Here is a 19134-nt window from a genome sequence, read left to right on the forward strand (position 1 = left end):
GTGTGGGTAAGGGGGACAGGGTGGGTGTGCCGCGTGAGCTTTCGGCGCCGTTCGTCGTCCTTGGCCCGTCCGGGGTGGCGATCCGTACCCGGCTCAAGGGCCTGACCGCTGGGGATGAGGAGGTGTTGCGGCTGGTCGGCGCGCATCTGGGGTCGCTGGCTTCCCGCGACCTGAAGCGGCGCTGCGCCGATGGGTTGGAGCATTCCGCGGAGACGTGGGCGCAGCGCAAGCGTGCTCTGAGCGTGGAGTCCTCGTCGCGGTGGGCGGGCAGTATCACCAAGGCGACGCATGATCAGTGGGCGCTGTCGCGGCGTGCGCAGTTCGCCCACATCCAGGGCCTGGAAGCCGGGGTGCGCATGATCGCGCACCGGTTGTCGCTGCCGGTGGGCGAGAAGGGAACCAAGCGGGCGCCGGACGGCTACCGGAGTCGGCAGGAGTGGTTCGCCAAAACGCGCCGCCTGCGGGTGCTGGAAGACCGGCTCGCCGCCGAGCGTGCCGACCGCGCAGCCGGGCGCGTGCGCGTGGTACGCGGCGGGAAGCGGCTGGCCCGCAACCGTCACCACCTCGACCAAGCGCAGCTCACCGAACAGTGGCGCCAGCGGTGGGAAGCGTCGCGCTGGTTCCTCCAGGCGGACGGGGAGAGCGGGAAGCGGTTCGGCAACGAGACGATCCGCCTCACGCCGGACGGTGAGGTCAGCATCAAGCTCCCCGCACCGCTCGCCTATCTGGCGAACGCCAGGCACGGCCGGTACGTCCTCACCGGTACCGCCGCCTTCCCCCACCGGAGCCGGGAGTGGGCCGACCGTGTGGCGGCGAACCGGGCCGTGGCCTACCGCATCCACCTGGACGTTCAGCGCGGGCGCTGGTATGTGACCGCCTCGTGGACGATCCCGCCGGTGAAGACGGTTGCGCTGGCTCAGGCCCGCGCCGGCGGGATGATCGGCGTCGACACCAACGCCGATCACCTCGCGGCATGGCGTCTGGACGAACACGGCAACCCCGTCGCCGCCCCGCGCCGGTTCTTCTTCGACCTCGACGGACCCGCCACCCACCGCGACGCCCAGGTACGGCACGCGCTGATGCGCATGCTGCACTTCGCCAAGCGTCACGGCCTGAGTATCGCGATCGAGAATCTGGACTTCCAAGCGGAGACGACGCGGGAGAAGCACGGCCGACGGAAGCGGTTCCGCAAGCTGATCTCCGGCATGCCCGTATCCGGGCTGCGCTCCCGGCTGGTGTCGATGGCAGCCGAACTCGGCATCACCATCGTGGCCGTCGACCCGGCCTACACCTCGAAGTGGGGCGCCCAGCACTGGCAGAAACCCCTCACCAGCAACAAACGCGCCACCACCCGGCATGATGCCGCCGCGGTGGCGATCGGAAGGCGCGCCCTCGGGCACCCGATCCGGCGACGGACGGCACCGCCCCGCGACGACCGGCGTGATCGTCGCGGGCATCGGACCGTCCAGGCCGGACCGGACACCCGGGGGCGTGAGGAAACCCGCCCCCGCATTCCCGGACCACGGACACGATCCGTGCGCGCCGGACGCGGAGCGAACGCGGGGGACCAGGATGCCCAACACCGTTCGGGGCGTCCGGCTGAGCACGGGTCCTGGCAACAGGACTCACTCCCGCTCAGTCACTAGGAACGGTAAAGAAAGTAAAGGGACCAGGAACCTCGCGTACCTCCCCGTACGTTCATACCGGTAGCTGTAGCTTTCTTGTGCCGTAAGCAAACGAGGGAAGGGACTCCCAACAATGGCTGTAAGCCTGTCCAAGGGTGGCAACGTCTCGCTCACCAAGGAGGCTCCGGGCCTGACCGACGTCACCGTGGGCCTCGGCTGGGACGTCCGCACCACCACCGGCACGGACTTCGACCTCGACGCGTCCGCGATCGCGGTCAACACGCAGGGCAAGGTCTACTCGGACGCCCACTTCGTGTTCTTCAACAACAAGCAGACCCCGGACAACACGATCGTCCACACCGGCGACAACCGCACGGGTGAGGGCGCCGGCGACGACGAGGCGATCAACGTCAACCTCGCCGGCCTCCCGGCCGACATCGACAAGATCGTCTTCCCGGTCTCGATCTACGACGCCGAGAACCGCTCGCAGAACTTCGGCCAGGTCCGCAACGCCTACATCCGCATCGTCAACCAGGCCGGCGGCGCCGAGATCGCCCGCTACGACCTGTCGGAGGACGCGGCCACCGAGACGGCCATGGTCTTCGGCGAGCTGTACCGCAACGGCGCCGAGTGGAAGTTCCGCGCGGTCGGCCAGGGCTACGCCTCGGGCCTGGTCGGCATCGCCCAGGACTTCGGCGTGAACGTCTGACGGACGCTCCCACCTGTGGCGGAAGCCCCCGGCGCCGGTCCATCGGCCCGGGGGCTTCCCCGTCCTCAGCCCGCTCTCGCGATACGTTCCCGACGTGATCCTCGACCCCCTGCTCCCGCCACCGCCCGGCCGGCGCCTCCCCGAGCCCCTCCTCGCGGAACTCACGGCCCTCTACGCCTCCAACCACGCGTTCCACACCCTCACCGGCGACTTCCCCGACCCGCACGACATCCGCCCGGAGCAGGTGGCACGCGCCCTGTCGGAGGAGTGGGCCCAGCCCGGCACCGACGTCCTGCTCGCCCGCAGCTTCGGCCACCTGACCGGGATCGCGATCACCCTCGCCCACCACCCCGACCTCGCTGACCCGGACCCGTGGATCGGCCTCCTGCTGGTGGACGCGAGCCTGCACGGCCAGGGCCACGGCCGCCGCCTGGCCACCGTCGTGGAGGACCGCTTCCGCGCAGCGGGCCGCCCGGCCGTACGCCTCGCAGTCCTCGGCAACAACCCGAAGGCCCTGGCCTTCTGGACCGCCCTCGGCTACGAGGTCATCGACCATCGCGAGGACCTGCAGATGAAGCGCCCGTGTGCGGTGCTCCGCAAGGAACTCACCGCGTCCTAGCGCCCTTCAGGCCCGCTCCGGCTTCCCCTCCCCGTACAGCCAGTCCTCCCAGATCCCGTCGAAGTCCTTCCCGGGCGCCTGCTTCTCGACGTACGCCGTGAAGTCGGCCGTGTCGGCGTTCCCGTGGCGACGGTCCGCCGCCCATCCGCGGAGGATGTCGCCGAACGCCTCGTCACCGACGGTCCGGCGGATCTTGTGGAGGACCATGGCTCCGCGCTGGTAGACGGGGGCTCCGGAGATGTGCGCGGGGTCCACGGGATTGGCGGGCGGGAAGGACCAGAGGTCCTCGTAGGTCTTCTCCCCGTGGTCGTACAGCCTGTCGAAGGTCTCCTGCGCCGTCTCGCCGCCGTGGTCCTCCTCCCACAGCCATTCCGCGTACGTCGCGAAGCCCTCGTTGAGCCACATGTCCCGCCAGCTCTCCGGCGTCACGGAGTCGCCGTACCACTGGTGGGCGAGTTCGTGGACGAGGAGCGTCATGCCGGGGGCGCCGGGGAAGACGGGGCGGCTCTGGGTCTCCAGGGCGTAGCCGATGTCGGCCGCGCGGTCGACGATCGCGCCGGTGGAGGAGAAGGGGTACGGGCCGAATCGCCGCTCCGCCCAGCGCAGGACCTCGGGGATGCGCGCGAGCACCGCGCGGCTCCCCTCCTTCTCCGCCGGGTCGACGGCCGTGTACACGGGCAGACCGTCCCGGGCGGTGGACCGGCTGATCCCGAAGTCGCCGATCGCGAGCGTGGCCAGGTAGCTCGCCATCGGCTCGGCGGTGCGCCACACGAACGTCGTACGGCCCCGCGCGGTCCTCTCGCTCCGCAACTCCCCGTTGGACACGGCCCGCAGCCCCCGCGGCACGGTCACCGTCAGGTCGTACGACGCCTTGTCGGAGGGGTGGTGGTTGCCGGGGAACCACGCCGTCGACCCGGTGGGCTCGCCCAGTGCGAGCGCCCCGTCCGTCGTGCGCAGCCAGCCCTCCTGGGAGCCGTCCGGGTCGGTGACGGTCTCGGGCGCCCCCGAGTAGCGGACCGTCACGCGGAACGTCTCGTCCCGGTCGATGTCCTCGCCCGGCCGGACGGTGAGTTCCTGCCCGGCGCGGTTCCAGCGGGCGGTCTCGCCGCCGACGGTGACCTTCCCGACCTTTAGTCCGAGCAGGTCGAGGTTGAAGGCGGAGAGGGCCTTGGTGGCCCGGGCGGTGAGGGTGGCCGTGCCGGTGAGGTGGTGTGCGTCCGGGTCGTAGGCGAGGCGCAGGCCGTAGTGGGTGACGTCGTAGCCGCCGTTGCCGGCCTTGGGGAAGTACGGGTCGCGTACGCCGGAGCCGCCCGGGGTGCCGTGGACTCCGCCGCATGCGGTGAGGGCGAGGGCGAGGGGGACGGCGGTCAGCGCGGGGACAAGACGTACAGATCGGGCCACGGTCGCGATCCTATGGGCGCGTGACACCATCACATCCGTGCTCGACATCGGCTACGCCCTCTCCAACCGCTTCCCCGACCCGCCGCAGACCGACTACCGCCGTGCGGACGTTCACGCCCTGCGGCACGACCTGTTCTGCGGTGACGTCTACCTGGCGGACACCAAGACGGACCATGAAGTGTCCACAGCCTGGGGGTGGGTGCCGGTGCTCGACTTCGCGTGGGCGCTGTGCGACATCGTGGAGCGCATCGACCGGGATCCGGCGGGCTCCCGGGCGTCCCGGCCGCAGCGGGCGGAGCTGGACTTCACCGAGTCGACCGACCGGATGCTCTTCGAGCGCCGCTTCGGGTGGGTGGACATCGAGGCCGACTGGATGCCCGCGGAGGAGCCCCCGCTCACCGTCTCCCACGCCGAACTGCGCCGCGAGGCCCGCGACTTCCTGCACGACCTGATCGCCGACCTCACCGACCTGCACGACGACCTCGCCGAGAACCCGGCGATCTGGACGCTCCAGGCACGTTTCCCCAGGGCCTCCTGACAGGCACCGACGACCGCGGTGACACCCTTGTCCGTGATCAGTACCTGACACGGGGAGAGCGGGAGCATGACGCAGGGGCCTGTGACCTACGGGCTGGACTACAGGGTGCATCCACCGGCCGTCGTCGGCGGCGACGGACCGGGGCAGGGCACCTCCGTCCGGCTGTGCCGTGACCCCGACGGTCCCGCTCCCGACCGGCTCCGCTCGCTGCGGGCCTTCCATCTGCGCGCCGAGGACGGGACGCCGGTCGCCCGCGTGGTCACGGAGCAGGCCCTGGGGTCCCGGCTGAGCGGCCGCCCGGCGGTTTACCACGTGCTGGATCCCCACGGCGCGCCGCTCGGGCGGATCACGCTGCGGCGCCGCCGCGCCTTCCGCTGGGGCCGCAGGCGCTGGACCGTCGAGCCGGTCACGGGCCCCGTTCTCCAGGGGTATCAGGGCCGGCTGGTGTGGTGGGCGCTGTGGTGGCCCCTGGGACTGCCGGTCTATCTGCTGTTCCTGGTCTGGGTCCTCCTGGCGGAGGCCGATGACGGTTTCCGGCCGCCACGACGCATCATCTGGCGCGACGCCTCGCGCCGCGCCCATCTCGTCTTCCGCGCGGTGGCCGAGGACTACCGACTGCTGAGTCACGACCTGGATCCGCGCCTGATCAACGCCCTCATCGCACTGCACCAGTCCTACGACTGCCCGGAAGAGGCGGGGACCGGGGGCTGGTACGGGACTTGAGCGGGTGATCAGTGCTCCACGATCAGTCCTCCACGATCAGTCCTCCACCCTGATCCCCCACTGCATCGCCAGCACCGGCGCCAGATCCAGCAGCTGCGTCGTACTGATCACCGCACCGGCCAGCCGGTCCAGCCCCCCGCTGATCTCCAGTGACACGGCCCCGCGCAGGTCGACGTCCTTGAGGGTCGCCGCGTGGAAGTCGGCGCCCTTGAGCGCGCAGTCCACGAACTCCACGCGCTCCAGGCGGGCGCCGCCGAAGTCCGGCTCGACGAGGACGCAGCCCTCGAAGACGACGTCTCTGAGCCGGGCCATGCGCAGGTTCAGACAGTCGATCTTGCCGCCGCGGATCAGCACCCGCTCCAGCACCGCCGCGTGCATCTGGGTGCCGCCGAGGCGGGCGTCGATCAGCTCGACGTCGCGCAGCGTCGCCTCGGCGAGGTTGGTGCCGACGCCCCGGACACTTGTGAGCGTCGAGTCCAGGACGGAGGCGTGCCGCAACCGGACCTCGTCCAGCGCGCACTCCGTCAGGGCGCAGTCCAAGAAGCGGGAGCCCGACCCGTCCTGCCCCGCGAGATCCGCCTCCCGGAACTCCAGCCCGTCGTAGTCCCCGTCCGGTTCCAGCCCGCCGCCCGTGAACGGCTCCAGCGCCGGCAGCCGGATCTCCGGTCTCCGCGCGGCCTTCACCCGCGTACCACCCGCACCCGTACCGCCCGTACCCATACCGTCCGCCCCACTCCTCGCCATGCGCCCATGCTGCACCGCACCACTGACAACAAGCCCTGACCTGCGAGGCAGCGGACCATGTCACATTCCGGGGCCGTCGACCGGTCGTACTCCCAGAAGAGTGTCGTCGAGTCCAGGGAGACCCTCAGCCATGCACCGCATCACCGTCATCGGCGGCGGCTTCGCCGGACTGACCGCCGCCATCACCGCTGCCGAGGCGGGCGCCAAGGTCACCGTCCACGAAGCCCACCACACCCTCGGCGGCCGGGCCCGCACCGCCGAGGGCCCCTACCGCACGAACGAGGGCCCGCATGCCCTCTACAACGGCGGCCCGCACTGGGCCTGGCTCAAGCAGCGCGACCTCATCGGTCCGCTCGCCCCGATCCCGCCCCTGGAGGCCGCCCGGCTCCGGCTGCGGCACCACGGCGTGCTGCGCCGCACCCCGCCCTTTCCGATGCTGAAGCTGCTGCGCCGGACCGCCGAACAGGCGCCCGTGGACGTCGACTTCCTGACCTGGGCGACCGGCATCGCGGGCGAGGAGGGGGCCCGGGCCGCCGCCCACTACTCGGCCGTCGCGCTCTTCCACCACGACCCCGGCTCCCTGTCGGCCGCGTTCGTGCAGGAGCGCCTGCGCCGCGCCACCAAGCTGCCGCCCGAGGCGCACTACCCGCGCGGCGGCTGGGGCAGCCTCATCGACCGGATGGCCGCCCGCGCCTGGAACCTGGGCGTCCGGATGGAGACGCTGTCCCGCGTCGACACGCTCCCCACCGACACGCCGGTCGTCGTCGCCACCTCCCTCGACGCCGCCCGGCGCCTGCTCGACGACGACTCCCTGACCTGGCCGAGCGGCCGCACCGTCCTCGTCGACCTCGCCGTACGGACGCGGCGCGGGGACGCGTTCGTGGTGTCCGACCTCGACGCTCCCGGCTGGCTCGAACGGTTCACCGCCCAGGACCGCGAACTCGCCCCAGCCGGTGAGCAGCTGATCCAGGGTCAGATCCCCATCGCCCCGCACGAGTCCAAGGCCGACGGCACCGCCCGCGCCGAGCAACTCCTCGACCTGGGCTTCCCGGGCTGGCGCGAGCGCGTCACCTGGCGGCGCGAGGCCGTCGCGCACGGCCGCACGGGCGCGGTCGACCTGCCCGGCACGAGCTGGCGGGACCGGCCCGCCGTGGACCGGGGCGACGGTGTCTACCTCGCCGGCGACCAGGTCGCGGCCCCGGGCGTGCTGTCGGAGGTCTCCTTCAACAGCGCCCTGACGGCGGTGTCGTTGGCGCTCGGCCGACGGGAGCTTGACCTCAAGCAAGCTTGAGGTTGAAGGCTGGGGCGCAGATCACGACAACACGAGGAGCCCCGAATGCACGCCATCCGCCTGCACGCCTTCGGCCCGGCCGAGAACCTCACCTACGAGCAGGTCGAGGACCCCCGGCCGGGCCCCGGCCAGGTCCGTGTCGCCGTACGGGCGGCGGGCGTCCACCTCCTGGACACCGCCCTGCGCGAGGGCGCACAGGGGCCGGCGCCCGAGCCGACTCCCCTGCCCACCATCCCCGGCCGCGAGGTCGCCGGCGTCGTCGAGTCCCTGGGCGAGGGCGTCGCGGACCTGTGGCTCGGCAAGCGGGTCGTCGCCCACCTCGGCTTCGTCCCCGGCGGTTACGCCGAACTGGCCGTCACCGAAGTCGAACGACTGCACGAGATCTCGCAGAACCTGGACTTCGCCGAGGCCGTCGCCATGATCGGCACGGGCCGTACGACGATGGGGATCCTCCAGTTCGCCGAGCTGGGCCCCGACTCGGTGGCCGTCGTCCCGGCCGCGGCCGGCGGCATCGGCACGCTCCTCGTGCAGTACGCCAAGAACGCCGGCGCCACCGTCATCGGCCTCGCGGGCGGGCCGGAGAAGGTCGCCCGGGTACAGGCGGGCGGCGCCGATCTCGCCGTCGACTACAAGGACCCGGCGTGGCCCGCGAAGGTCCGCGCGCACCTCGGCGGCCGGGCCGCGACCGTGGTCTTCGACGGCGTCGGCGGCGACGTGGCCCGCGAGGCCGTCGCCCTGCTCGGCCCCGGCGGCAAGCACGTCGTCTTCGGCTGGTCCGCCGAGGGCATCCGCGACGGCGAGCCCTACCTCGTCGACGGCGTCTCCGAACAGGTCCTCGGCCCCGTGATGCTCGGGAAGGCAGGCGGCCCCGACCCGGTGCGCACCCTCGAACTGCGCGCCCTGGCCGAGGCCGCCGCCGGCCGGCTCACTCCGGCCGTTCAGCGCTTCCCCCTGCGCGAGGCCGCGGCCGCGCACCGCGCGCTGGAGAGCCGGGGGACGATCGGAAAGGTCGTCCTGGAGCCATGACCCCTCCTCTTCAGAGGGGCCGACCGGGAAGGATCAGCGGGCGACCGCCTTCGTCGCCGCGCTGAGCGCCGAGCCGTCCCTGTGCCCGGTGCGGTGCGCGATCACCTTCACGGTGATCTTCTTGCCCTGCTGCGCCGCCTTCAGCACCAGCGATGACTTGGCCGCCCCGCTGATCGCCTTGCCGTTGGCGTACCACTGGTATCCGTACGAGGTCGCGGCCGGGCTCCACGTCCCGGTGGACGCCTTCAGCGTCCGGCCGACCTTCGCCGTCCCGCTGATCACCGGCGGCTTGGTCGCCTTGGGCGCGTCGCCCTTGGCCACGGTCACCGCCGCCGAGGACGCGGACCCGCTGCGCCAGCCCGCCTTGACCGCCGTCACGGTCACGGTGAGCTTCTTGCCGGCCTGCGCCGCGGGGATCGTGTACGCCGACGCGGTCGCGCCGCCGATCGCCGTGCCGTCCGCCTTCCACTGGTACGTGTACGAGGACGGGGTCGCCGACCAGGTACCCGGCGCGGCGGTGACTTTGGCGCCCACCTTGGGCGTGCCGGTCACCTTCGGGGCCGCCGTGTTCTCCAGCGAGGGCTGGGGGGTCACGGTGAAGGTGCCGCGCTGGAACTCCCAGCCGCGCGTGAACACGCTGATGTTCCAGGTACCGGTCGCCGCGCCCGTCAGGTCGGCGGTCGCGGTCACCGTCCGGTTGTCCGCGGAGACCGAGTCCGCCGGCGCGTTGATCGTCTTTCCGGCCTGGCTGAGCCGGACCCTGACGTCCGGCCCGAGCGCGGTACCGGTGACGGTGAGCTTCACCTTGGTGCCCGCGACCCCGGTGCCGGGGCTGACGGCGGTGACGTCCGTCTTCTCCGTGCCACACAACGTGGACGAGCAGGTGAGCTTGGCGCTGTAGGCCGTGCTGGACGCCTTCTCGGGCAGGCCGAGCAGGAACAGCGACGGCGAGGACCCGCCGGCCGGGCCGCCGACCGAGCAGCGGTAGCCGGAGCTCCACAAGCTGCACCCGTTGGTCCACTCACTGTCGTAGAGCACGGGCACCGCCGTGGTGGCGGCGCCGGTCGTGTCCTTGATGTCGGTCTCGAACCGGTCGAACCCGGCGGTGGGCAGCGCCGCGCACATCGCGGTACGCGACTCGTCCAGCGTGCCGGTGACCGGCCCGTACCCGAACGCCACGGACGGCACCTTGGCGCACTCGGGGGCGGGCCCGTCGGCGGTCGCGACGCGCAGGGCGTCCAGGCGGTACTCGGGAGCCGCCTGCTGACGGGTCGGCGTCTGCACGAGGACCTGGTGGGTGGTCGAACCGCTCACCGCGCAGGGCGAGTTGCGGAAGGAGCACTCCACACGGCCGTCCCCGGCCACGACCGCGCTGTTGGCGGTGCCGAGCGCGTCCCGCACATTGACGTGCACGACGTCGGTCGCCGCGCCCGTGGTCACCTGGTGGCAGGTGATGGTGCCCGGCGCTCCGGACGCGCTCTTCAGGGACGCCCCGCCGACCTTCACCGCGGCGGTCTTCGCACAGCCCGCCGCGGAGGCGCTCGCGGTGACGTCACGCCGGGTCAGGGCGTACGTGGCCGCCTCGTCCCGGCCGGTCACCAGCACCGTGTGGGCCTTGCCCGGGGTCAGGGAGCAGACCGACCAGCCGTCGGTCGTGGCGTAACGCTCGCAGACCCGCTTGCCGTCGGAGTCCAGCACCGAGAAACCGGCCGGCGCGGTCCCCGAGGTCGCGGTCAGCTGGAGCAGCTCGGCGTCCGAGTGCGCGCCGGCCGGGATCCCCAGGCAGTGCGAGAAGACGCCGTCGCCCGTGGTCAGCGTGGCCTTCGCACCGCCCGCGGCGAAACTGCCGGCGGGCAGGACGGGGCAGCCCTCGGCGACGTCGGTGCGGTGGAAGGCGACCGCGTACGGGCCTGTGGCCGTGTCGCCGCTGTCCTCGGTGTGCACCAGGGCGCGGAACGGCGCCTCACCGGTGAGCGCGCAGTCACCGCCCTGGAGCGCTTCGCCGTCGCACTGCGGGGTGCCGTCGCGGTCCAGGACCTCGACCTCGGGGGTCAGCCCGGCCGAGGTCCGCGAGGTGAGCGCGGCGATCCGGCCGCCCTTCGGCACGGGCAGCGTCAGGCAGTCGTACTGCCCGACGGTGCTCAGCTTCCCCTTGTACAGGCCGGTTTCGATCGCGACACAGCCGGCGTCGGAGGCACGATCGAACACCACCAGCCGGTCCCGGGACGGGGCGAAGGCGTTGGTGCCGAGCACCGCCGTATAGGTGCCCGCCTCGCGGATCCGGCAGGGGTCGGTGCCGGACTGACACACGGTCCGGCCGCCGGCGTCGTACACCCGGACCGCCCCGGCCGACCGGTCCTCGTCCACGTAGTGCACGGTGTACGGCCCGGGCTTCGCGGCGGAGAAGGTGTAGCAGGCGTCCGTGCCGAAGTCCCGCGGCTCGACCGGGCCGTAGGGCAGGACCGACGCGGTCGCGCAGCCCTGCGGGTCGTTCAGCCGGCGCACCTGGAGCACGTACTCGGCGGGGAAGCCGCTCTCCGCGCGTGAGACGCTCGACAGCACCCGGTAGGGGCCGTCGCCGGGCAGGACGCAGCTGTCCTCGCCGTCCTCCGGGAAGTGCTCGCAGACGCGGGCGCCCGTCGCGTCGGTGATCCATGCGACCGACTCGCCGTACACCTTGGTGCCGACCGTCAGCCGGATCCGCTCCCCGGGCCGGCCCTCGAAGGCCTGGCAGTCCACGGCCAGCGGGCTCGCCGCGCTCCGGATCACCGCCGGCCGGTCCCAGCCGGTGCCGACCGGCTCGGCGCAGCCGCGGGTGCCCGAGCCGAGCGGGACGACGGTGAGCTCGGTCCGCTCGTCGTCGACCCAGCCGCTGTTGACGACCTTGACGGTGTACGTACCGGCCGCGGGTACCTGGCACCAGCCCTCTGCGCGGTACTCGTCGTCGAAGCAGTCGACCTCCGCGCCGTCGGCGTCGAGCATCTGCGCGTAGGCGTTGTTCTGGCTGTCGTCCAGGGTCACCAGGTGCAGACCGGCCGAGCCGGCCGTCACCGTGAAGCAGGCGCTGCTTTGAGCCGGGACGGTGGCCTTGCCGACGGCGTCACCGGGATCCCCGAACGGCGCGAGCGCGAGCGGCGCGCACTCCGGTTCGGCGGCGGCCTGGGCGGAGCCCGCCCCCGTCAGGCTCAGCAGTGAGGCGAACAGCGATCCGACGACGAAGGACGCGCCGGCCCGCCCCCGTCTGTCTCGCCATCTGTGTCTCGTTCTCGTTCTCGGGCAGGCGTCCGTGTCCGACATGGCAATCCCCCCTGGATCAGTGGTCGTTGGCGAGATGCTCGCACACAGGTACGACACAGCGCCCGCGAGAAAGCAGAGGCGTCCGCCCCCGGCCCGGTCGCGGCCCCGGCCCGGTCGCGGCCCCGGCCCGGCCCGGCCCGGGTTAATTCACATGACCCGCCCGGCGCACCCCACTACGGTGCCGAAAGTGATCGACATTCCCCGGGAACTGGCAGCATCACAGGAGAAGTACAACGGCGAGGCGGGCCGCGCCTTCATCGAGGAACTGCCGGACCTGACGGCCGGCTTCCTCGACCGCTGGGAACTCGAGCCCGACGGACCGCCCATGCACGGCGTGTCCGCCCTGGTCCTCCCGGTCGTCCGCGCCGACGGCGGCCCCGCGGTCCTCAAGCTCCAGCTCCTCGACGAGGAGAGCGAAGGCGAACCGGTCGCGCTGCGCGTCTGGGACGGCGACGGAGCCGTCCGTCTCCTCGACCACGACGCGCCCACCGGCACGATGCTGCTGGAACGCCTCGACGAGACCCGCATGCTGTCCCACGTCCCGGACACCCACCAGGCCGTCGTCACCATCGCCGAACTCCTCGCCCACCTCACGTCCTTCCCCGCCCCGCCCGGCCTGCGCCGCCTCGGCGACATCGCCCTGGCCATGCTGGACCGGACCCCGTGGGCACTGGACCGCATCCCCGACCCCGAGGCCCGCCGCCTCGTCGCCGACTGCGCCGCCGCCGTACGCGAAGTCGTCGACGAACCCGGCGACCGGCTCCTCCACTGGGACCTCCACGACGAGAACGTCCTCGCCTCCGACCGCGCCCCCTGGCTCGCCATCGACCCCAAGCMCCTCGCCGGCGACCCCGGCTTCGAACTGTGGCCGGCCATCGACAACCGCTACGACCCCGGCGACATCCTCTGGCGCTTCGACGCCATGACCGACATCCTCGCCCTGGACCGCCCCCGCGCCCGCGCCTGGACCCTCGGCCGCCTCCTCCAGAACGCCCTGTGGGACATCGAGGACGGCCGCCCCCTGGACGACGACCAGCTCGAGATCGCCCGCCGCCTGCGCGGCCACACCGCCTGACCCATGCCCTCCTTCCTCCCCGGCCTGGAGCTCTCCCGCCGCTTCTACACCGAGGCCGTACGCCCCCTCCTGGACGAGGCCCTCCCCGGCATCCCCCACTCCGCCGCCCGCCTCGGCACCGGCTCCGAGGTCCTCGGCTACGACACCCCGCGCTCGGCCGACCACGAGTGGGGCCCACGCCTCCAGCTCTTCCTGCGCCCGGAGGACGCCGAGACGCACGGCCCCCGCCTCAGCGCCCTCCTCTCTCACCGCCTCCCGAAGACCTTCCTCGGCCACCCCACCCACTTCGCCCGCACCGGTGACGACCCGGGCACCGACGTCCGCGTCATGACCGGCACCGACGGCCCGGTCCACCACCGCGTCGACATCACGGATCCCGGCCCCTGGTTCACGGCCCAACTCGGCTTCGACCCGGCCCGGGGCGTCACCACGGCGGACTGGCTGGCCACCCCCACCCAGCGCCTGGCCGAGGTCACCGCGGGCGCCGTCTTCCACGACGGCCTCGGCCGGCTCACCCCGGCCCGCACCGCCCTGCGCTGGTACCCGCACGAGATCTGGCTGTACGTCCTGGCCTGCCAGTGGAAACGCATCTCCCAGGAGGAGGCCTTCGTAGGCCGCTGCGGCGAGGTGGGTGACGAACTCGGCTCCGCGATCGTCGCCGCCCGTCTGATCCGCGACCTGATGCGCCTGAGCCTCCTCATGAACCGCCGCTACCCGCCCTACAGCAAGTGGCTCGGCACCGCCTTCACCGCGACCCCCCAGGGCGCGGCGCTCACCCCCACCCTGACCGCAGCACTGACGGCCCCCGACTGGCACACCCGCGAGCACCACCTCAAGCACGCCTACGAGGCCATCGCGACCCACCACAACGACCTCGCGCTCACGGACCCCGTCGACCCCACCACCCGCCCGTACCACAGCCGCCCGTTCCAGGTCCTCCACGCGGAACGCTTCACGGCGGCACTCCGCACCCGCATCACGGACCCGGCACTGCGCTCCCTGCCCGACACCGGCGCGATCGACCAGTGGGTCGACAGCACCGACGTCCTCAGCGACGTCCAGAACAGAAAAAGCCCAGGTCAGAGATTAGTCTGACCTGGGCTGCCGAGCCCCCTGTCGGATTCGAACCGACGACCTACGCATTACAAGTGCGTTGCTCTGGCCAGCTGAGCTAAGGAGGCCCGTGCGGGGTGCGCCCGCGCGTGCCCGAGCAGTGTACCCAGGTCCCCCGCGGACCCCTGTCGAAAATTTCCGCGAAGTTCACAGGCCCGGAGGTACTGACAGACAGGTGAACGCGAGGTACCGTCCTGAGCCAGTTCACACGCGTGGACTACACCACAACGGAACACCCGTCGTGGCACCGCCTTCCTACTCGGATCGTCCGGCACGTTCCTGCCGGTAGAAGGGGTTCATTCACCATGGCCACTGTCTCGTTCGACAAGGCGACCCGGATCTACCCGGGTTCTACCAAGCCCGCTGTTGACGCGCTGGAGATCGACATCGAGGACGGCGAGTTCCTCGTCCTCGTCGGCCCGTCCGGCTGCGGCAAGTCCACCTCGCTCCGCATGCTCGCGGGGCTCGAGGACGTCAACGCCGGCGCCATCCGCATCGGCGACCGCGACGTCACCCACCTGCCGCCGAAGGACCGGGACATCGCCATGGTGTTCCAGAACTACGCGCTCTACCCGCACATGTCCGTCGCCGACAACATGGGCTTCGCGCTCAAGATCGCCGGCGTCAACAAGGCGGAGATCCGGCAGAAGGTCGAGGAGGCCGCGAAGATCCTCGACCTGACCGACTACCTGGACCGCAAGCCGAAGGCGCTCTCCGGTGGTCAGCGCCAGCGTGTCGCCATGGGCCGCGCCATCGTGCGTGAGCCGCAGGTGTTCCTCATGGACGAGCCGCTGTCCAACCTGGACGCCAAGCTCCGTGTGTCCACGCGTACGCAGATCGCCTCGCTCCAGCGCCGCCTGGGCATCACCACCGTCTACGTCACCCACGACCAGGTCGAGGCCATGACGATGGGCGACCGTGTGGCGGTCCTCAAGGACGGTCTGCTCCAGCAGATCGACACCCCGCGCAACATGTACGACAGGCCCGCCAACCTCTTCGTGGCCGGCTTCATCGGCTCCCCGGCGATGAACCTCGTCGAGGTCCCGGTGACCGACGGCGGCGTGAAGTTCGGCAAGTCGGTCGTGCCGGTGCAGCGCGACGCGCTCGCCGCCACCACCGACAAGACCGTCACCGTCGGTGTCCGCCCCGAGCACTTCGACGTGGCCGGCCCGGACGCCGAGCTGGGCCTCGCGGTCACCGTCAACGTCGTCGAGGAGCTGGGCGCCGACGCCTACGTCTACGGCACGGCGAAGGTCGGCGACGACTCCAAGGACCTCGTCGTCCGCGTCAGCGGCCGTGACGTCCCGGAGAAGGGCAGCACGCTGCACATCGTCCCGCGCTCCGGCGAGACGCACGTGTTCTCGACCTCCACGGGCGAGCGCCTGTCCGACTGACCCTCGGCAAACGCACAATCCCGGGTGAATCACCCAAGCTGACGAAGAGGGCCCCGCAGCCTGCTGCGGGGCCCTCTTCGTTGTCGACAAATACCCCGGCAGACCGGACGTTTCGAGCGGTGTGCGTCAACGCCTTACCCAAAAATGGGCACTCTCTCATCCCCCGAACCGGTGACTAAATGTCTACAAACCATTACCCCGCGCTACCCTCACACGCGTGAAGCACTCCACTAACCAACAGACGCGACGCGGCCGGGGCCCCGCCCACCGGATCGGCCGCACCCTCGCTTTCGTCCTGCCCGTCGTCCTGGTGCTCTCCGGGACCCTCGCGGTCACCCGAGTCAACTGGTCGGGAAGCCCCTCCGACCCGGTGCTCACCGCTGCGGACACCAGCACGTCCGCCGGCACCTCGCGGGCCGCCAAGCGCGCCCCGCAGGACGTCCTGCGCGACAGGCTGCTCACCGAGCTCCAGGAGGAGAACCCGGGCGTCGCCCTCACCCACCTCCAGCAGGCCGTCAACGGCCGCCCGTCGCTGGCGAAGCACTGCGCGTCCATCGCCCGCGCCCTCGGCCAGGCCGCCGTCCGGGTCTACGGCCCGACGCGCGCCCAGTCCTACGCCCGCCCGGTCTGCGACACCGCCTTCGCCACGGGCGTCGCAGCCGCGCACGGCTGAGCACACCGCCCTGCCGTCGAACGAGAGGGGTGGGAAGCCGGCAGCGATCGACGCGGGAATCTTCGTCCGCCGCGGTACCGGGCGGGACGCCACGTACAGTTCGGTCTCATGAGCGATCCGAGCGCCGCGTCCCGCCCCGTTCAAGCCGTCGTTCTGGCCGGAGGCCAGGGCTCCCGGCTGCGTCCGTACACCGACGACCGGCCCAAGCCGATGGTCGAGATCCCCGGGACGGGGACTCCGATCATCGGCCATCAGCTGTCCTGGCTCGCCGAGGAGGGCGTGACGGACGTGGTGGTCTCCTGCGGCCACCTCGCCGAGGTGCTCCAGAAGTGGCTGGAGACGGCCGATCTGCCGGTCTCCGTCACCACCGTCGTGGAGTCCGAGCCCCTCGGCCGCGGCGGTGGCCTCAAGTACGCCGCCGCACATCTGCCCCACCCGGACCAGCCCTGGTACGCCACGAACGGCGACATCTGGACCCGGTTCTCACTGCGTGACATGGCGGACTTCCACACCGAGCGGGACGCCGTCGCGACACTGGCCCTGGCCCGGCCACGCCTCCCCTGGGGCGCGGTGAAGACGGACGGCTTCGGCCGCATCACGGACTTCATCGAGGCCCCCCCGTCGACCTTCGAGATCAACGCGGGTGTGTACGTCTTCTCCCCCGAGTTCGCGGGGCTGCTGCCGGACCGCGGGGACCACGAGCGCACGACGTTCCCCCGGCTGGCCCGCGAGCGGAAGCTGGCCGGCTTCACGATCCCTCAGGGGTCGTATTGGCGTGCGATCGATACGGCGAAGGATCTGACGGAGGCCGCGAAGGAACTGGCGGCTCTGGGGCGCTGAGAGAAGGCGACTCCCGCACCCCACAAGAAGGGGCCCCACACCTTCGAGGTGTGGGGCCCCTTCTTGCTTGTGCCGGTCGCCTAGCCCAGCAGGCCGCCCACCAGGCCCGGCCGGCCCGTGGACGAGGAGCCGCCGTCGCCCGAGCCGCCGGTCGAGCCGGAGCCGCCGGTCGCCGTGCCGCCGGAGGTCGGGCCGGAGGTGGTGCTCGGGGCCTGGCCGGCCGGGGAGGACTGCCGGGGCGGGGCCTGGCCCGCGCTGCCCTGGGTCTGGCTGGGCGAGCCGCCGGTGACGGTGCCGGTGTCCCGGGTGGCGCCCGGCCTGGTCGTGGTGCCCGCGCTGGGGCTGGCCGAGCCGGCCGTGGCGCCCTGGGTGGGCGAGGAGGAGGCCGACGGGGTCCGCTTGTCCTGCCGCTTGCCGGGGGCGTCCGGGAGCGGGGAGCCGGGCAGTTCGTTGCGCGGGGCCTCGCCGGGTCCGGGGACGACGACCCGGTCGGCGTCGCGGACGGCGCCGCCGAGCAGCGAGCCGACCAGCAGCGTGAGACCGACGGCGACGGCGGTGACGAGGGCGCCGCGGCGCAGCACGTAGCGGCGCAGGTCCCAGATGTCGGCGCGGGGTCCGAGGCGGCGCCAGGCACTGCCGGCCAGGCGGCCGTCGACGGAGTAGACGGGAGCGCCGGCGATGATCAGCGGGGACCAGGCGGCGAGGTAGATGATGTCGGGGGTCTCGTAGGCGGGGACGCTCTTCCAGCTGACGGTGACCAGCAGCGCGGCCGACAGCAGGGCGCCGAAGCAGGCGGCGACGCGCTGCCAGCAGCCGAGGACCGTCAGGACGCCGACGATGACCTGGGCGAAGGCGATGGCCAGCCCGGATCCGACCGGGTGCTCGAAGGCGAACTGGCGCAGCGGCTCGGCGACTTCCCAGGGGTGCAGGGTGTTGAGCCACTTGACCATGGAGCCGCGCTTGCCGCCGTCGAAGTAGACGGGGTCGCACAGCTTGCCCATGCCGGCGTAGATGGAGATGAAGCCGAGGAAGACGCGCAGCGGGAGCAGGACGACGCCGAGGTTCATCCGGCGGCCCGGGTAGTAGGCGTGCCGTGCCGGGTCGTCGCGGTGACGCTTGACGGGCCGTTCGGTGTCGTCGGCCTCGGGGGCGAGGTCCTCGAAGTCCGCTTCCGTATAGGCGGGTTCGTCGTAGGCGCTGCCGACCGTGCGCATGGGCGGCAGCAGCCGCGTGCCGTCGGCGGGCTCGTGCGTGCGCTGCGGGCCCACGACGGGGGTCTCGACCGTCTGGGTCAGGTCGTCCTGGTAACCGTCGCCCGGGTAGCCGTCACCCTCATAGCCGGTGCCGCCGTAGCCGCCGTCCTGGTATCCGGCACCGTAGCCCGGGCCCTGCGGGTCGGTGCCCACACGGGAGATGACCTGGGTGGCCCCGGTGTCCGTGGCGGACTCGTCGGGGTGGCGGATGCTCTCGTGCCGGACGGCCTGGAGGAGCCGGTGGGCGCCGGTGTCGTCGGGCGCGGACTTGCCGCTCCAGACGACGGGCCGGCGGCGGGTGGTGGCCCCGTCCGCCGCGCCCCCGGCGGTGACGACGGGGATGCGGGCGGTGTCCTCGCTGGCGGTCAGGTGCCGTGCGACCCGTGGGGACTGGACGCGACGCGTCGAGACGCCCAACTGCACGCGGAAACTCGCGTGATTGACGATGACCTGCGCCGGGTCGCTCGGCACCTTCACCATGCTCAGCGCGGGAGCGTCGTCGAGTCCCGACGAGCGGTCCCCCGTGGGTGTGCGGGGTGTTCTGGTGTCCACACTCATCTAACCGAGTGACGTCGGGATAGGACACTGCTTTGACTCGCCGGATCTGTCCGGACCCCGTCAAGCTTGTCCTCATCGCCCCGATGTTCCCGGAATTAACCCGTACGGGTGAGGTGGCGGACGCCTGTTCAGGCGCGTCGGCGGGCCGCCTCGTAGAGCACGATCCCCGCCGCCACACCGGCGTTGAGCGACTCGGCGCCGCCCGGCATCGGGATCCGCACCCGGTGGTCGCAGGTCTCCCCGACCAGCCGGGAC

At 72.0% G+C, this 19134-nt stretch carries 17 protein-coding genes and 1 tRNA gene; 12 read left to right on the forward strand and 6 right to left on the reverse strand.

What is annotated here, in order from left to right; translation table 11 throughout:
- The first annotated feature begins 20 nt into the window (after nt 1–20).
- The 3 genes from CA983_RS24130 (at nt 21) to CA983_RS24140 (ending at nt 2953) form a co-directional block, all read left to right on the forward strand.
- Complete coding sequence (locus tag CA983_RS24130; RefSeq protein ID WP_107500269.1) at nt 21–1646, forward strand: IS200/IS605 family element transposase accessory protein TnpB; 1626 nt, start codon at nt 21–23, stop codon at nt 1644–1646.
- 112 nt (nt 1647–1758) lie between these two features.
- Nucleotides 1759–2334: a TerD family protein gene (locus CA983_RS24135; RefSeq protein ID WP_086602980.1), complete on the forward strand. Its 576-nt coding sequence runs from the start codon at nt 1759–1761 to the stop codon at nt 2332–2334.
- A gap of 94 nt (nt 2335–2428) precedes the next feature.
- Complete coding sequence (locus tag CA983_RS24140) at nt 2429–2953, forward strand: GNAT family N-acetyltransferase (protein WP_086602981.1); 525 nt, start codon at nt 2429–2431, stop codon at nt 2951–2953.
- A gap of 6 nt (nt 2954–2959) precedes the next feature.
- Here the strand turns inward: CA983_RS24140 and CA983_RS24145 are convergent, their stop codons facing one another.
- Nucleotides 2960–4354, reverse strand: coding sequence for a M1 family metallopeptidase (locus tag CA983_RS24145; protein ID WP_244207083.1), 1395 nt, complete (start codon nt 4352–4354; stop codon nt 2960–2962).
- A gap of 37 nt (nt 4355–4391) precedes the next feature.
- Between CA983_RS24145 and CA983_RS24150 the strand changes: the two genes are divergently transcribed.
- Both CA983_RS24150 and CA983_RS24155 read left to right on the forward strand, forming a co-directional pair.
- A complete protein-coding gene (locus CA983_RS24150; RefSeq protein ID WP_086602983.1) occupies nt 4392–4892 on the forward strand; it encodes a hypothetical protein in 501 nt (166 codons plus the stop codon).
- Nucleotides 4893–4958: 66 nt separating this feature from the next.
- Nucleotides 4959–5615, forward strand: coding sequence for a hypothetical protein (locus CA983_RS24155; RefSeq protein ID WP_143645544.1), 657 nt, complete (start codon nt 4959–4961; stop codon nt 5613–5615).
- Nucleotides 5616–5651: 36 nt separating this feature from the next.
- Here the strand turns inward: CA983_RS24155 and CA983_RS24160 are convergent, their stop codons facing one another.
- Nucleotides 5652–6359 carry a pentapeptide repeat-containing protein gene (locus tag CA983_RS24160; protein ID WP_167407444.1) on the reverse strand — a complete coding sequence of 236 codons (708 nt, stop codon included), beginning with the start codon at nt 6357–6359 and terminating at the stop codon, nt 5652–5654.
- A 130-nt stretch (nt 6360–6489) separates the two neighbouring features.
- Between CA983_RS24160 and CA983_RS24165 the strand changes: the two genes are divergently transcribed.
- Nucleotides 6490–7650, forward strand: a complete 1161-nt coding sequence (locus CA983_RS24165; RefSeq protein WP_086602986.1) for an FAD-dependent oxidoreductase — start codon at nt 6490–6492, stop codon at nt 7648–7650.
- Between the two features lie 45 nt (nt 7651–7695).
- Complete coding sequence (locus tag CA983_RS24170; RefSeq protein WP_086602987.1) at nt 7696–8676, forward strand: zinc-binding dehydrogenase; 981 nt, start codon at nt 7696–7698, stop codon at nt 8674–8676.
- A 33-nt stretch (nt 8677–8709) separates the two neighbouring features.
- On the opposite strand, the gene CA983_RS24175 is transcribed toward CA983_RS24170, so the two are convergent.
- Nucleotides 8710–11973 (reverse strand): IPT/TIG domain-containing protein, encoded by a 3264-nt coding sequence (locus CA983_RS24175; protein WP_107500270.1) that lies wholly within the window; start codon nt 11971–11973, stop codon nt 8710–8712.
- Nucleotides 11974–12124: 151 nt separating this feature from the next.
- Here CA983_RS24175 and CA983_RS24180 point away from each other — a divergent pair, with 151 nt between their 5' ends.
- Both CA983_RS24180 and CA983_RS24185 read left to right on the forward strand, forming a co-directional pair.
- Entirely contained in the window at nt 12125–13048 is a 924-nt protein-coding gene (locus CA983_RS24180; protein ID WP_086602988.1) for an aminoglycoside phosphotransferase family protein, read from the forward strand.
- Between the two features lie 3 nt (nt 13049–13051).
- Nucleotides 13052–14143: a DUF4037 domain-containing protein gene (locus tag CA983_RS24185; protein ID WP_086602989.1), complete on the forward strand. Its 1092-nt coding sequence runs from the start codon at nt 13052–13054 to the stop codon at nt 14141–14143.
- A 12-nt stretch (nt 14144–14155) separates the two neighbouring features.
- Here CA983_RS24185 and CA983_RS24190 read toward each other — a convergent pair.
- Nucleotides 14156–14229: transfer RNA gene (locus CA983_RS24190), tRNA-Thr, on the reverse strand.
- 237 nt (nt 14230–14466) lie between these two features.
- Here CA983_RS24190 and CA983_RS24195 point away from each other — a divergent pair.
- The 3 genes from CA983_RS24195 to CA983_RS24205 all read left to right on the forward strand — a co-directional run bounded on the left by CA983_RS24195 (nt 14467) and on the right by CA983_RS24205 (nt 17068).
- Entirely contained in the window at nt 14467–15555 is a 1089-nt protein-coding gene (locus CA983_RS24195) for an ABC transporter ATP-binding protein (protein ID WP_086602990.1), read from the forward strand.
- 217 nt (nt 15556–15772) lie between these two features.
- Entirely contained in the window at nt 15773–16228 is a 456-nt protein-coding gene (locus CA983_RS24200; RefSeq protein ID WP_086602991.1) for a hypothetical protein, read from the forward strand.
- Nucleotides 16229–16336: 108 nt separating this feature from the next.
- A complete protein-coding gene (locus CA983_RS24205; RefSeq protein ID WP_086602992.1) occupies nt 16337–17068 on the forward strand; it encodes a nucleotidyltransferase family protein in 732 nt (243 codons plus the stop codon).
- An 80-nt stretch (nt 17069–17148) separates the two neighbouring features.
- On the opposite strand, the gene CA983_RS24210 is transcribed toward CA983_RS24205, so the two are convergent.
- Together CA983_RS24210 and CA983_RS24215 are read right to left on the reverse strand one after the other, a co-directional pair.
- Nucleotides 17149–18879 carry a DoxX family protein gene (locus CA983_RS24210; protein ID WP_167407445.1) on the reverse strand — a complete coding sequence of 577 codons (1731 nt, stop codon included), beginning with the start codon at nt 18877–18879 and terminating at the stop codon, nt 17149–17151.
- A 128-nt stretch (nt 18880–19007) separates the two neighbouring features.
- The coding region (locus tag CA983_RS24215; protein ID WP_279628461.1) for a TrmH family RNA methyltransferase at nt 19008–19134 on the reverse strand (127 nt) is incomplete at its 5' end.

This window comes from Streptomyces swartbergensis, assembly GCF_002148965.1.
In the GTDB taxonomy this organism is placed as follows: Bacteria; Actinomycetota; Actinomycetes; order Streptomycetales; family Streptomycetaceae; genus Streptomyces; species Streptomyces swartbergensis.